The organism is Actinoplanes sp. 13 (assembly GCF_056134165.1).
Window position 1 is genome coordinate 102477 of the sequence record NZ_JBVYOQ010000010.1, and the last position, 13066, is coordinate 115542.

Annotated in this window: 13 protein-coding genes; 9 read left to right on the forward strand and 4 right to left on the reverse strand. The window is 70.5% G+C overall.

Going from position 1 to position 13066, the window contains the following annotated elements; all coding sequences use genetic code 11:
* Positions 1 to 3: 3 nt before the first annotated feature.
* Positions 4 to 684, reverse strand: a complete 681-nt coding sequence (locus AC0NH5_RS21120; RefSeq protein ID WP_474406394.1) for a DNA alkylation repair protein — start codon at positions 682 to 684, stop codon at positions 4 to 6.
* A 32-nt stretch (positions 685 to 716) separates the two neighbouring features.
* On the opposite strand from AC0NH5_RS21120, the gene AC0NH5_RS21125 reads away from it, so the two are divergent.
* On the forward strand, positions 717 to 1352 hold the full coding sequence (locus tag AC0NH5_RS21125) for an acVLRF1 family peptidyl-tRNA hydrolase (RefSeq protein WP_474406395.1): 636 nt from the start codon (positions 717 to 719) through the stop codon (positions 1350 to 1352).
* A 15-nt stretch (positions 1353 to 1367) separates the two neighbouring features.
* Here the strand turns inward: AC0NH5_RS21125 and ypfJ are convergent, their stop codons facing one another.
* Positions 1368 to 2270: a KPN_02809 family neutral zinc metallopeptidase gene (gene ypfJ / locus AC0NH5_RS21130; protein ID WP_474406397.1), complete on the reverse strand. Its 903-nt coding sequence runs from the start codon at positions 2268 to 2270 to the stop codon at positions 1368 to 1370.
* Positions 2271 to 2475: 205 nt separating this feature from the next.
* On the opposite strand from ypfJ, the gene AC0NH5_RS21135 reads away from it, so the two are divergent.
* The 6 genes from AC0NH5_RS21135 to AC0NH5_RS21160 all read left to right on the forward strand — a co-directional run bounded on the left by AC0NH5_RS21135 (position 2476) and on the right by AC0NH5_RS21160 (position 8209).
* Positions 2476 to 4080: an ABC-F family ATP-binding cassette domain-containing protein gene (locus AC0NH5_RS21135; protein ID WP_474406398.1), complete on the forward strand. Its 1605-nt coding sequence runs from the start codon at positions 2476 to 2478 to the stop codon at positions 4078 to 4080.
* A 452-nt stretch (positions 4081 to 4532) separates the two neighbouring features.
* A complete protein-coding gene (locus tag AC0NH5_RS21140) occupies positions 4533 to 4760 on the forward strand; it encodes a helix-turn-helix domain-containing protein (protein ID WP_014441759.1) in 228 nt (75 codons plus the stop codon).
* On the forward strand, positions 4757 to 5557 hold the full coding sequence (locus tag AC0NH5_RS21145) for an enoyl-CoA hydratase/isomerase family protein (RefSeq protein WP_474406401.1): 801 nt from the start codon (positions 4757 to 4759) through the stop codon (positions 5555 to 5557). Before AC0NH5_RS21140 ends, AC0NH5_RS21145 begins: the two co-directional genes overlap by 4 nt.
* Before the next feature lie 96 nt (positions 5558 to 5653).
* Positions 5654 to 7576 carry an ABC transporter ATP-binding protein gene (locus tag AC0NH5_RS21150; RefSeq protein WP_474406637.1) on the forward strand — a complete coding sequence of 641 codons (1923 nt, stop codon included), beginning with the start codon at positions 5654 to 5656 and terminating at the stop codon, positions 7574 to 7576.
* Positions 7573 to 7791, forward strand: coding sequence for a hypothetical protein (locus tag AC0NH5_RS21155; RefSeq protein WP_474406403.1), 219 nt, complete (start codon positions 7573 to 7575; stop codon positions 7789 to 7791). The genes AC0NH5_RS21150 and AC0NH5_RS21155 overlap by 4 nt, the downstream gene beginning before the upstream one ends.
* Positions 7792 to 7822: 31 nt before the next feature.
* Entirely contained in the window at positions 7823 to 8209 is a 387-nt protein-coding gene (locus AC0NH5_RS21160) for a RidA family protein (RefSeq protein ID WP_474406405.1), read from the forward strand.
* Positions 8210 to 8218: 9 nt separating this feature from the next.
* Here AC0NH5_RS21160 and AC0NH5_RS21165 read toward each other — a convergent pair whose 3' ends face one another.
* On the reverse strand, positions 8219 to 9661 hold the full coding sequence (locus tag AC0NH5_RS21165) for an MFS transporter (RefSeq protein WP_474406406.1): 1443 nt from the start codon (positions 9659 to 9661) through the stop codon (positions 8219 to 8221).
* A gap of 106 nt (positions 9662 to 9767) precedes the next feature.
* On the opposite strand from AC0NH5_RS21165, the gene AC0NH5_RS21170 reads away from it, so the two are divergent.
* Both AC0NH5_RS21170 and secD read left to right on the forward strand, forming a co-directional pair.
* Positions 9768 to 10139 carry a hypothetical protein gene (locus tag AC0NH5_RS21170; RefSeq protein ID WP_474406408.1) on the forward strand — a complete coding sequence of 124 codons (372 nt, stop codon included), beginning with the start codon at positions 9768 to 9770 and terminating at the stop codon, positions 10137 to 10139.
* A 75-nt stretch (positions 10140 to 10214) separates the two neighbouring features.
* Positions 10215 to 12530, forward strand: coding sequence for a protein translocase subunit SecD (gene secD / locus AC0NH5_RS21175; protein WP_474406410.1), 2316 nt, complete (start codon positions 10215 to 10217; stop codon positions 12528 to 12530).
* Here secD and mug read toward each other — a convergent pair.
* Positions 12460 to 13047, reverse strand: a complete 588-nt coding sequence (gene mug, locus AC0NH5_RS21180) for a G/U mismatch-specific DNA glycosylase (RefSeq protein WP_474406638.1) — start codon at positions 13045 to 13047, stop codon at positions 12460 to 12462. The genes secD and mug overlap by 71 nt on opposite strands.
* Between the last annotated feature and the right edge of the window lie 19 nt (positions 13048 to 13066).

Consider the following 13066-nt stretch of genomic DNA (forward strand, 5'->3'; position numbering starts at 1 on the left):
AGGTCAGAGGTGTTTGGCGGCCTCACGCACCGACAGCGGCGACAACTCCTTCCCCGGCCCGGCGAGGAAGCCGCGCACCGCCGCCGGGTCGGTGCGGGCGTATTGCCGCAGCGCCCAGCCGATCGCCTTGCGGACGAAGAAGTCGCGGTGCCCGGCCTGGACCGTGCAATATCCGAACAGCCGCTCCTCGTCGGTGGCCGCCCCGTAGTGCAGCTGGTGCAGGATCGCCGTGCGCACCAGCCACATGTTCTCGGCACGGGACCACGCGTCCATCGTCTCCACGAGGGCGGGATGCCGGCTCACCAGCCCGCCGGCCACCCGCGTGGCCAGCGGGTCCACAGTGTCCCACCAGGATTTGGTCGTGATCAGCGAGGCGAGCACCGGCACGAAACCCGCCCCGGGAACGGCCACGAACCGCACCAGATAGTCGCAGGCGAACTGCTGGAACTCCCGCTCCGGCCGCTCCCAGCAGGCCAGCGCGACCGCACCCAGCTGGTCCTCGTCCGGCTTGCCCAGACCGGCCAGCGCCGACCGCGCCGCCGACCGCCGGGCCGGCGCCGAGAGGCCGAGGAACGGGAACTGGTCGCGCATGTAGGCGGCCATCTCCACGGCGCGCCCCGGGTCGCGGCCGGACGTGAAGGCGGCGTCGAGCCGTGCGAGGAGGATCCCGGCGAGGTCGCTCATGCGGGGAATCCTGCCACCGTAGTCTGACAAGAATGGGCGAACGAGCAGCCGCCGGCGGCGGGAAATGGGTGGACGTCGCGCCGGAGCGGCTGCCCCGCTGGCTGGAGAACTTCGGGACGCGGCATGGCGCGTACACGGAAGAGGGTCTGCTCCTGATGGCCGAGGACGGTGCGTCGGCGACGCTGCACGTGCCCCCCGGCGCCGGCCCGGTCTCGACGGTGGCCGAGCTGATCGAGGTGGCCGGCACCCCGCGGCGGCTGGGTTTGCTGCTGGCCCGCAAGGGGGCCGTCGCCGTCGGTATCGCCGACGGACCGGATCTGATCACGTCCAAGGTGGACACCCACTATGTGCAGGGGCGCACGGCGGCGGGCGGTTGGTCGCAGCAGCGTTTCGCGCGGCGCCGGGACAACCAGGCCAAGGCGGCGGCTGCCGACGGCGCCGGCATCGTGGGGCGCCTTCTTCTTCCGGAGGTACGGTCGATGGCCGCGCTCGTGGCCGGCGGCGACCGGACGGCCGTGGACGCGATCCTCGCCGCACCGCAGCTGGCTCCGGTCGCCGCGCTGCGGGCCGGGCGGCTCCTGGATGTGCCGGAGCCGCGGCACGCGGTCCTGGTGTCCGCCGTGGCCGCGGCTCGCGCCGTGCCGATCCTGATCCGTGACTCAGCTTGAGACGAGTGACCCGGCTCAGGTCACCGCGCCGGCCTTGAAGGTGTCGCACAGCTTCGGGTCGCCGGACTCCCAGCCGACCCGGAACCACTGCTGACGCTGCGCGGCCGTGCCATGGGTGAACTGCTCCGGGTCGACCTTGCCGCCGCCGCGCTGCTGGAGGGTGTCGTCGCCGATCTGGCCGGCGGCCTGGATGCCCTCCTGGATGTCCTGCTCGGTGAGGCTCTTGAAGATCTTGTCGCCGTCCGCGTCGGTGGTGTTCGACGCGGCGTGCGCCCACGCCCCGGCGTAGCAGTCGGCCTGCAGCTCCAGCTTCACCGACTCCTGGTTGGCCGAGTCCGGGTCGCGCTGCTGCCGGCGGCGCATCTCCGCCTCGGTGCCGAGGACGTCCTGCACGTGGTGGCCGTACTCGTGGGCGAGCACGTAGGGCTGGGCGAAGTCACCCGGCGCGCCGAGCTGCTTGGACAGCACCTCGTAGAAGGAGAGGTCGATGTACACCGCGTCGTCGGCGGGGCAGTAGAACGGCCCGACGCCCGAGTCGGCGGAGCCGCAGGCGGTCTGCACGCCGCCGGAGAAGATGTTGGTGACGGCCGGCTGGTACTGCTCGCCGAAGGACTTCGGCAGCGCGTCGCGCCAGTACGCCTGGATCGAGTTGACGTAGAGGGTGTTGCGGCACTCCAGGTGCTGCAGGGCGTCCGGCTGGTCGCACTGCTCCAGCTGCGAGGTGGGCGCGGCGTCGTTGCCCCCGCCCATCGTGTTGATCCCGAAGTAGCCACCGACCAGCGCGATCACCAGGGTGACCACGACGCCGGCCAGGCCACCACCGCCGATCGGCAGGTTGCCGAAGCCCCCGCCTCCTCCGGAGCCCCGGCGGTCCCGCACCTGGCTGGTGTCGATATCGGCGCGTTCGTTCAATTCCATGTCGTCCTGCCTTCGCGACGGTTGCCCGGCGTGTACCCGATGATCTTGCGGATTAATCGGGTGGGGGCTGCCACGGGTCGCCCGGTAGTATGGGGTTGTGCTGCTCTGCGAAGGCTGACCTGCCCGGGCGCCGACCATTCCGACCGGATGGCCGGCGCTTTCTTGCGCCCTGAGTCAGCCCGAATCATCGAGAGCGAGAATTCCCATGATCACCGCCACCGGACTGGAACTTCGCGCCGGCGCGCGCATCCTGCTCTCCCCGACCACCCTGCGGGTGCAACCCGGCGACCGGATCGGTCTCGTCGGCCGCAACGGCGCGGGAAAGACCACCACGCTGAAGGTGCTGGCCGGCGAGGGTACGCCGTACGCGGGACAGGTGGAGCGGACCAGTGAGGTCGGCTATCTGCCGCAGGACCCGCGCACCGGCGACCTGAACGTGACCGGCCGCGACCGGGTCCTCTCCGCCCGCGGCCTGGACAGCATCCTCGTCGAGATGCAGAAGCTCGAGGTGCAGCTCGAGGAGAGCGGCGACGAGAAGCTGGTGCGCCGGTACGGCCAGCTCGAGGACCAGTTCTCCGCCCTCGGTGGGTACGGCGCCGAGGCCGAGGCCGCCCGCATCTGCGCCAACCTGGGCCTGCCCGACCGTGCGCTGGCCCAGACGATCGGCACCCTCTCCGGTGGTCAGCGCCGCCGGATCGAGCTGGCCCGGATCCTGTTCGCCAACTCCGGTCAGAACGGCAAGGGCATCCTGCTGCTCGACGAGCCCACCAACCACCTGGACCAGGACTCGATCGCCTGGCTGCGCGGCTACATGGCGCAGCACAAGGGCGGCCTCATCGTGATCAGCCACGACGTCGAGCTGCTCGACGCCGCGGTCAACAAGGTGTGGTATCTGGACGCCAACCGCTCGGTCGTCGACATGTACAACATGGGCTGGAAGACGTACCTCGAGGCTCGGGAGACCGACGAGCGCCGCCGCCGCCGGGAGCGCGCCAACGCCGAGAAGAAGGCCGGCGCGCTGATGGCCCAGGCGGACAAGATGCGGGCCAAGGCCACCAAGACGGTCGCCGCGCAGAACATGGCCCGCCGTGCCGAGAAGCTGCTCGGTGGGCTGGAGGAGACCCGCGCGTCGGACAAGGTGGCGAAGGTCCGGTTCCCGAGTCCCGCCCCGTGCGGCAAGACTCCGCTGACGGCGGCCGGCCTCTCGAAGTCGTACGGATCCCTGGAGATCTTCACCGACGTCGACGTGGCGGTGGACCGCGGCTCCCGGGTCGCCATCCTCGGCCTGAACGGCGCCGGCAAGACCACGCTGCTGCGGATTCTCGGCGGCATGCTGGAGCCGGACACCGGTGAGGTGCGCCCGGGGCACGGGCTGCGGCTCGGCTATTACGCCCAGGAGCACGAGACCCTGGACGTGGACCGGACGATTCTCGAGCACATGCGCAGTGCCGCCTCGGAGCAGACGGACACCGAATTGCGCAAGATCCTCGGCGCGTTCCTCTTTTCCGGCGACGACGTCGACAAGCCGGCCGGTGTGCTTTCCGGCGGCGAGAAGACCCGGCTGGCGCTCGCCACGCTGGTCTGTTCGGGCGCCAACGTGCTGCTGCTGGACGAGCCGACGAACAACCTCGACCCGGTGAGCCGGGAGCAGGTGCTGGACGCGATCGCCAACTACCCGGGCGCGATCGTGCTGGTCACGCACGATGCGGGCTGCGTGCAGGCGCTCAAGCCGGACCGCGCGATCCTGCTGCCGGACGGTGACGAGGACGCGTGGAGCGACGATCTGCTGGAGCTGGTCGAACTCGCCTGAGGCCCCGTCGGGCCGGGCGTGAGTGAAGCCAGATCAACGGCATCGTCAGTTGTCAACTGGTGCCCACACAGACAGTGCGATATTCAGGCGTTTGCGGGCAGGTCGGGCGGTTGCATCGGCTCGACCGGCTCGCGAACCCGTCACTCCGTGGAGCGATCACACCACTCTCCGGAGCGGTCAACGCCTCCACCTGCGGGTTGCCTCGATCGAGTGTTTCCGCAGGTGATCGATGGTCTTGGGGAAGTCGCTGCCGCACGGGTCCGGCGGGGGAAATGTGGCTACCGGTACGGTGTGCAAACTGTCTGACATTGATGCCTGTGGTAACCGTCAAGTTCCTGACAGTAATAAATGGGCACGTTCACGCACCCCGGATACCTGGCGCATGATCGTTGGAGACGGTGTAATAGGTGGGTCCGTATCTGACCGCACTGTCTGCGACGTGAGGATTCAAGATGGCAGCCACTGGCACAGCTACCAGTACTGAGAAGGGTCGTCGAATCGTCGGTAGCGAGCGGCAGTCGCTCGCCAAGGACCTGGTGAAGCGTTACACCTCCGGCGAGAGCATCCGAGCGCTGGCCGCTTCCACCGGAAGGTCCTATGGATTCGTGCACCGGGTGCTCACCGAATCAGGTGTGCAGTTGCGCCAGCGTGGCGGCGCCCGCCGCCGCAAGAAGGCGTGACGTCCGGCAACGCCGGGCCGGTTCCCGCGGTATCCGACGACGAGGTAGGCGTTCGCTACGAGCAGGACGGGCCGGTCGCGACGGTGACGTTGTGCCGGCCCGATGTTCTCAATGCCCAGACTCCGGCGATGTGGGCGGAGCTCGGCGACATTTCACGGAAATTGCCGGGTGACGTGCGGGTCGTCATTGTCCGCGGTGAAGGACGTGCGTTTTCCGCCGGCCTGGATCTGTCGGTGGCGCGAGGCGGCGGCGATTCTTCGCTGGCCCGGTTGGCACAGTTGTCCGCATCGGAGTGCGCGGATCAGATTGCCGTCTTCCAGACCGCGTTCACGTGGTTGCGCAGTCCGTCCATTGTGACAATCGCCGCCGTACAAGGACACGCGATCGGCGCCGGCTTCCAGCTCGCGCTGAACTGTGACATGCGTGTCCTCGCCGACGACGCGCGATTCTCGATGGCCGAGGTGGCCCTGGGCCTGGTGCCCGACCTGGGCGGCACGAAGCGGCTCACCGAGCTGGTCGGCCCGTCCCGGGCGCTGGAGATCTGCGTGACCGGCCGGCGGGTCTCGGCCGACGAGGCGGACCGGATCGGCCTGGCCACCGCGGTCGTGCCCCGTGCCGAGCTGGACGTGGCGGTCGCCGACCTGGCCGCGGCCGTGCTGGCGGGAGACGCCGGGGCGGTCGCCGAGATCAAGGCGCTGCTCCACGGGGCCTCCCACAGGTCGTACGAGGAGCAGGACCGGGCCGAGCGTGAGGCACAGACCCGGCGTCTCAGCGAATTGCTGGGCACCGGGGAGTAAGCGAGGAATAGCGTCTCCACCTCCCGGGTTGTCGTACCCACGTGGCAGGCTCTGAGCTGCCGTGCAGGGAGACGCCCCGGGAGGTGACGCATGTCGATGCCCAGCTGGTCGATGCTGCGCTCGATCCAGAACTCCGACCGGGTGCGCGCGCACCAGGTCCGCGGTGGCACCACCCGGCGGATAGTCCGGTTCGCCGGGCCTTACCGGCGAGACATCTCGGTCTTCCTGGTCACCGTGGTGATCGCGGCCGGCATCGGGGTGGCCACGCCGCTGCTCGCCGGTGACGTGATCAACGCGATCACCGGCGGCGGGGCGGACGCCGGCGCGACGGTGGTGCGGCTCGCGCTGTTCATCGCCGGGCTGGCGGTCGCCGACGCGCTGCTCTCGCTCGCCCAGCGGTGGTACTCGGCACGCATCGGCGAGGGGATCATCCTCGACCTGCGCACCCGGGTCTACGACCATGTGCAGCGGATGCCGTTGCAGTTCTTCACCCGCACCCAGACCGGCGCCCTCGTCAGCCGGCTCAACAACGACGTGGTGGGCGCCCAGCGGGCGTTCACGTCCACCCTGTCCGGGGTGGTCAGCAACGTCATCCAGCTGGTGCTCACGGCCGTGGTGATGTTCAGCCTCTCCTGGGAGATCACCGCGCTGTCGCTGATGCTCCTGCCGGTCTTCATCCTGCCGGCGCGCCGGGTCGGGAAACGGCTCGCCGAGATCACCCGCGAGTCGTACAACCTCGACGCCAAGATGAACGCGACGATGACCGAGCGCTTCAACGTCTCCGGCGCGCTGCTGGTCAAGCTCTTCGGCCGGCCCGACGCCGAGGCCGGCCGGTTCGGCGAGCGGGCCGAGCGGGTGCGCGACATCGGCGTCCAGCAGGCGATGTTCTCGCGCACCTTCTTCGTCGCCATGCTGCTGGTCGCCTCGCTGGCACAGGCCCTGACCTACGGTCTGGGCGGCTGGCTGGCCGTGCAGGGTCAGGTCTCCGCCGGCACCGTCGTCACCCTGGCGCTGCTGCTCACCCGGCTCTACGGCCCGCTCACCGCGCTGAGCAACGTGCGGGTCGACGTGATGAGCGCCCTGGTCTCCTTCGACCGGGTCTTCGAGGTGCTCGACCTGAAACCCGGCATCGCCGAGAAGGACGACGCCGTCGCGATCCCGTCCGGCTCCGGCCGGGTCGAGTTCCGCGACGTCCGGTTCCGCTATCCGAGCGCCGACGAGGTGTCCTTGGCCACCCTGGAGGACGTCGTCACCCTCGACCGGACGGAGAACGCACCTGTGCTGCGCGGCCTCGACTTCACCGTCGAGCCCGGGCAGATGGTGGCGCTGGTCGGCCCGTCCGGCGCCGGCAAGTCGACCACGTCGATGCTGGTCTCCCGGGTCTACGACGTGACCGAGGGCGCGGTGCTGATCGGCGGCGTCGACGTGCGGGACGCGACGCTGGACTCGCTGCGCGACACTGTCGGCGTGGTCACCCAGGACTCGCACCTGTTCCACGAGACCATTGCCGAGAACCTGCGGTACGCGCGACCCGACGCCACCGACGAGCAGATGTGGGCGGCGCTCGAGGGCGCTCAGGTGGCCGACCTGGTCCGGGACCTGCCCGAAGGACTGGACACTGTGGTCGGTGAGCGCGGATACCGGTTCTCCGGCGGTGAGAAACAGCGCCTCGCCATCGCCCGGCTGCTCCTCAAACAGCCGTCGATCGTGATCCTCGACGAGGCCACCGCCCACCTCGACAGCGAGTCCGAGGCGGCCGTGCAACGGGCCCTCGCCACGGCGTTGCGGGGCCGCACCGCGCTGGTCATCGCCCACCGGCTCTCCACGGTCCGGGACGCCGACCAGATCCTCGTGCTCGACCGGGGCCGGATCGTCGAGCGCGGCCGGCACACCGAGTTGGTCGCGGCCGGCGGTCTCTACTCGGAGCTCTACCGCACCCAGTTCGCGGCCGGCTCACCGCCGTTCGTCGAGAGCGACGTCGAGATCGTCACTGTCCCCGCGCGGACGGTGGAGCCGTGATCGAGTTCCTGATCCTGATCGCTGTGCTCGCTGTGCTGGGCGTTGCGTTCATGCGGTTCGCGAGATGGGCCCGGGGCAAGGGCATCGGCGGCGGGATGATGGGGCCGATCGACGAGGCGTGGCATCCGTCGGCCGACCGTTTCCGCCGGGAGACCGCCATCCACGAGCAGCGCGTTCTGCCGCCGCGCCCCGGTGACGACTCGTTCGAGCGATAACGGCTGTCCACAGTGGCCTAGGCTCGGCGGCATGGAGATCGTGGTGCGCAACCCGAGTGATGGTGTCTATCCGGCCACCGGCGACTACGTGCACGCTCTGGAGGTGCGCGGGGCGCAACGGACGCTCTACGTCTCGGGCACGATGGGCCTCGACCTGTCCGGCAAGCCGGGCGCCGGTCTGGCTGAGCAGCTGGAACTGGTCTGGAACAACATCCGGGCCATCCTCGCCTCGGCCGGGATGACGGTGGACAACATCGTGCGCCAGACCAGTTACCTGCGCGACGCCGCCTATGCGGAGGAGAACGCGGCGGCCCGGGTGGCGGCGCTGGGCGGGCGCCTCATTCCTACGACGGCGATCGTGGTGCAGACCCTGGCCGACGACTGGCTGATCGAGCTGGAGATCATCGCGGCGGACTGAGCCTGCCGCCTACGGCGAGCTTTTTCGCTGTGGGGGCGTCTCCTGCCGGGCGGCCGGGTCGTCGCCGCGGGACCGGCCGGGCAGCAGGGCGGCCAGCACCACCATCACGGCTGCCACCAGGGTGATGCCGATGAAGATCCGGTGTACGGCCGTGGTGATGCCCGCCGCGGTGACCGGGTCCGAGCCCAGGACGGCGTTGGCGATCGCGCCGAACACGGCCACGCCGAGGGCGCTGCCGAGCGAGCGCAGGAAGATGTTGTTGGCGGTGACCACGCCTCGTTCCGCCCACCCGACGCTGGACTGCGCAGCGATCAGCGTGGGCGCCGCGGTGAGGCCCATGCCCAAACCGATGATCAGGCAGTACGCCGCGACCTCGAGGACGCTGGAGTGCTGCCCGAGCAGCAGGAGCAGCGCCGAGCCGAGCAGCACCAGGGCGGTGCCGGTCAGCGCGCACATCCGGAAGCCGAACCGCAGGTAGAGCCGGCCGGCCTGGCTCGCCGAGAGGGGCCAGCCCAGGGTCAGCGCCGCGAGCGCCAGGCCGGCGACCAGCGGTCCCGCGCCGAGTGCTTCCTGGGCGTAGGTGGGCACGTACGAGCTGAGCCCCATCAGGATGACGCCCACGCCGACGGCCAGCTGCCCGCTGGTCACCAGCAGGCGCCGGCGGAACAGCCAGAGCGGCAGGACCGGCTCGGTCGCTGTCCGCTCCACGAAGCCGAACGCGATCAGGAGCAGCGCACCGATGCCGAGAACCGCGACGCTGATCGGCGAGGTCCAGGCCCAGGCCTGGCCGCCTTCGAGGACACCGAGGATGAGCATCGTCAGCCCGGTGGACAGCAGCACCGCGCCCTTGTAGTCGATGACCGGGCGGGCCCGGTCGCGCCGCTCGTGGAACTTGCGCATGATCATCCACGCGGCGAGCAGGCAGAGCGGAATGTTGATGAAGAAGATCCAGCGCCAGCTCGCGTACTCGCTGAACACGCCGCCCAACGTCGGGCCGACTACCGAGGAGATGCCCCAGACGCTGGCCACGTAGCCCTGGACCTTGGCGCGTTCCTCGACCGAGTAGAGGTCGCCGACGATGGTGATGGTGGTGGGCTGGATCGCCCCGGCGCCCAGGCCCTGCACCACGCGGAAGGCGATGAGCACCCACATGTTCCAGGCGAGGCCGCAGAAGATCGAGCCGAGCAGGAAGAGCGCGATGCCGAACAGGATGACGGGCTTGCGCCCGAACAGATCGTTGAGTTTGCCGTAGACCGGGACCGAGACGGCCTGGGCGAGCAGGTAGATCGAGAAGAGCCACGGGAACTCGGAGAAGCCGCCGATGTCCCGGACCACCGACGGTACGGCCGTCGCGATGACGGTCGAGTCGATGGCGATGAGCCCGGTCGCGAGCATCATGGCGCCGAGCACCGCGCCCCGTTCGCCGCGCAGGCCGATCCTGGTGTCCGACATTTTGTCCACCATAATCGCTGCTCCAGCACCTTGCCCGGTCGATGCGGCGTCCGGTTGCCGGGTTGCCCCGGTCGGATACGCTCGCGCCGTCGACGGGAGGCCCAGCATGAGCGGGCAGCAGCGGGTGCGGCAGACATGCCGTGCCGTCGTGCTGCCCCTGGTGCTCATCGTCGCGGTCTGCTGGGGAGCGCTGTCCGGCGTCGGCCGTGACACGCCGGTCACGGCGGGCGAGCTGCTCCGCCTCACAGCCGCCACCCCGGCGCCGCCCTCCGCCGTACCCGTGGTGCCGGAGACCCGGCTCTCCGCCAAGCCCGCCCCCGCGGCGATGGTGCTGTTCGTGGCCGCCATCGCGGCGTTGCTCTTCGGGGCCGGGCGGCGTGTCCGGTGGCCGGTGGCCACAGCGATGGGTTCAGCGGCGACACCCTCGCTGCTTCTGCACACGGTGAGAGGACGGGCACCACCACGCCTCGCGGCGTAACCGTGCCCTGTTCTCTCACCCGCGCCGCCGCCCGGCGGCGGCTGCGGGGTCCATCCGTGTCGAGGAGCATCCACCATGTCGCGCGCTACTGCCGTGCGCGCTGTTCTTGCCCTGGTCGTGCTGGCGGTGTCGGGGTGGCTACTGGCCACCCGCCCGCCCCGGCTCGGGCTTGACCTGCGCGGCGGAACCCAGATAGTCCTGGAAACCCGTGACGGCGAATTCGCCGAAGCGGACGCCACCACCACCGACGAGACCCTCGAAGTACTGCGCCGCCGCGTCGACGAGCTCGGCGTCGCCGAGCCGACGCTGGCCCGGTCCGGCGAGCGGCGCATCATCGTCGAGCTGCCCGGCATCACCGAACCGGCCGAGGCGGTCCGCGTCATCGGCCGGACCGCCCAGCTGACGTTCCACCCGGTCCTCGGCATCGACGCGACCAGCGCCGAACCGGCACCGAGCACCGGCACCGATCTTGTCGTGCCGTCGGAGAGCGGCGAGCGGCTGCGGCTGGGCCCGGCCGCGCTCTCCGGGCAGCAGGTCGACAGCGCCACCGCGGGAATCGGCGAGTTCACCGGCTGGCAGATCAGCCTCGAGTTCCGCGGCGCCGGCGGTGAGGAATGGCGGAAGCTGACCGCCGACGCCGCCTGCGCCGCACCCGGCGACCCGGCCCGGCGGGTGGCGATCATGCTGGATCGGGTGGTGATCTCGTCGCCGGAGGTCGGCCAGGACGTCGTCTGCGGCACCGGCATCGCCGGCGGCCGCACCCAGATCACCGGCGATTTCACCGAGACCGAGGCGAAGGACCTGGCCCTGCTCGTCCGCGCGGGCGGGCTGCCGGTCCCGGTCGAGGTCATCGAGCAGCGTACGGTCGGGCCGAGCCTGGGGCAGTCGGCGATCGAGGCGTCCGCCACCGCTGCCGTGCTCGGGATGATCGCGACGGTCCTGTTCATCGTCGCCGTGTACCGGCTCGTCGGCGGGGTCGCTGCCATCGCCCTGCTCTGCTACGGCCTCATCTCGTACGCCACCCTGCTGGCGATCGGCGCCACCCTCACCCTGCCCGGCCTCGCCGGGTTCGTCCTGGCCATCGGCATGGCCCTGGACGCCAACGTGCTGGTCTTCGAACGGGCCAGGGAGGAGTACGCCGCCGGCGGCCCCCGGCGCAGCCTGCGCACCGCGATGCGGGCCGGTTACGCCAACGCCTGGTCGGCGATCGCCGACTCCAACGTCACCACCCTGCTCGCCGGCGGGCTGCTGTTCTTCCTCGCCTCCGGCCCGGTACGCGGTTTCGGCGTCACCCTGTCGATCGGTGTGCTGGTGTCGATGTTCACCGCGCTGGTCCTGGCCCGGGCCCTGTCCACGCCACTGGCCGGGGCCCGCTGGCTGACCCGCCGTCCGATCTGGAGCGGGCTGGGCGGCATCGGCTGGGTCCGCCGGAAACTGGAGACCCGCAACCCGGACGTCATGGGCCGCCGGCGCCTGTGGCTGGCCGTCTCCGTCGCGGCGGTCGTGCTGTCCCTCGCCGGTGTCGCCGTGCGCGGGCTGAACCTGGGTGTCGAGTTCACCGGCGGCCGGCTCGTCGAATACGCCGCCACCGCCGGGTTGAATGCCGACACCGCCCGTGACGCGGTCGAGCAGGCCGGGCTGCAACGCGCGGTCGTCACCACCTCCGGTGACGGCGCCATCAGCGTCCGCGCCGGCACCTTCAGCGACGACACCGAGGCTGAGGTCCGCTCCGCGCTGGCCCAGGCCGCCGGCGGCGACGTCCAACGGCTCCGGGACGAGAAGGTCGGCCCGACCCTCGGAGCCGAGCTGCGCCGCAATGCCCTGATCGCCCTCGCCGTGGCGCTCACGGCACAGCTGATCTACCTGGCCATCCGGTTCCGCCGGCAATGGGCGGCGGCCGCGGTGCTGGCCATGCTCCATGACGTCCTGCTGGTGGTGGGGGTGTTCGCCTGGCTCGGCCGGCCCGTCGACGGCATCTTCCTGGCCGCCCTACTGACCGTCATCGGTTATTCGATCAACGACTCGGTGGTCAACTTCGACCGGATCCGGGAGTTGGTGAAGGCTGACCGGAACGTTCCGTTCGCACGGCTGGTCAACACCGGAAGCCTGCAGACCGTGCCCCGAACCGTGAACACCGGCCTGGGGGCGATCTTCATCCTGACCGCCCTCGCCGTGCTGGGCGAGGCGTCCCTGGTCGACTTCGCCCTCGTCCTGCTCATCGGGATCGTCGTAGGCACGTACTCCACGGTGTTCCTCGCCGCGCCGTTGGCGGTCACCTTCGAGTCCCGCCCCGGCGGCCTCGCCGCCCGGCGTGAACCGGTCACGGGCCGATCGCTGCGCGCAGGGCCGCGAACTCCACCGCGAGATCCGCCAGCTGGAAGTGGGCGTTGAGGCCGCTCGGGTTCGGCAGCACCCACACCGGCACGCCACCGATGGTCTCCTCCTGCGGCCCGATCTTCGCTGACCGTCGCCCGAACGCGGCACGATAGGCCGTCACCCCGAGCACCGCGACGAAACGGGGCTCGATCCGGCGTACCAGATCGGCCAGCAGTTTGCCGCCCTCGACCAGCTCTTCCGCCGCCAGCTCGTCGGCGCGGGCAGTGGCCCGCGCGACGACGTTGGTGATGCCGAGGCCCAGGGCCGGCAGCAGATGCTGTTCGGACGGGTGCAACAGCCGGTCGGTGAAACCGCTCGCATGCAGCGTCGGCCAGAACCGGTTGCCGGGCCGGGCGAAGTGGTGGCCGGTCGCGGCCGAGTACAGGCTCGGGTTGATCCCGGAGAAGAGCACCCGCAGACCGGGTCCGATCAGGTCAGGGATGGTCCGATCGGCGGCCGCCGCCACCTCGTCCGGCGTCGGCTTACGAAACCCGGCGACCGCAACCGCCACCTGCCGCCGGGCCGGCGCCACCTGCCGCCGGCCCGGCGCA

Excerpts from the sequence above, each read along its gene's own strand:
- ypfJ (WP_474406397.1), bottom strand. The coding sequence starts at position 2,270 with ATGGAATTGAACGAACGCGCCGATATCGACACCAGCCAGGTGCGGGAC.
- AC0NH5_RS21165 (WP_474406406.1), bottom strand. The coding sequence starts at position 9,661 with ATGTCGGACACCAGGATCGGCCTGCGCGGCGAACGGGGCGCGGTGCTC.
- AC0NH5_RS21125 (WP_474406395.1), top strand. The coding sequence starts at position 717 with ATGGGCGAACGAGCAGCCGCCGGCGGCGGGAAATGGGTGGACGTCGCG.
- AC0NH5_RS21150 (WP_474406637.1), top strand. The coding sequence starts at position 5,654 with ATGCCCAGCTGGTCGATGCTGCGCTCGATCCAGAACTCCGACCGGGTG.
- AC0NH5_RS21170 (WP_474406408.1), top strand. The coding sequence starts at position 9,768 with ATGAGCGGGCAGCAGCGGGTGCGGCAGACATGCCGTGCCGTCGTGCTG.
- AC0NH5_RS21120 (WP_474406394.1), bottom strand. The coding sequence starts at position 684 with ATGAGCGACCTCGCCGGGATCCTCCTCGCACGGCTCGACGCCGCCTTC.
- AC0NH5_RS21135 (WP_474406398.1), top strand. The coding sequence starts at position 2,476 with ATGATCACCGCCACCGGACTGGAACTTCGCGCCGGCGCGCGCATCCTG.
- AC0NH5_RS21160 (WP_474406405.1), top strand. The coding sequence starts at position 7,823 with ATGGAGATCGTGGTGCGCAACCCGAGTGATGGTGTCTATCCGGCCACC.
- AC0NH5_RS21140 (WP_014441759.1), top strand. The coding sequence starts at position 4,533 with ATGGCAGCCACTGGCACAGCTACCAGTACTGAGAAGGGTCGTCGAATC.
- secD (WP_474406410.1), top strand. The coding sequence starts at position 10,215 with ATGTCGCGCGCTACTGCCGTGCGCGCTGTTCTTGCCCTGGTCGTGCTG.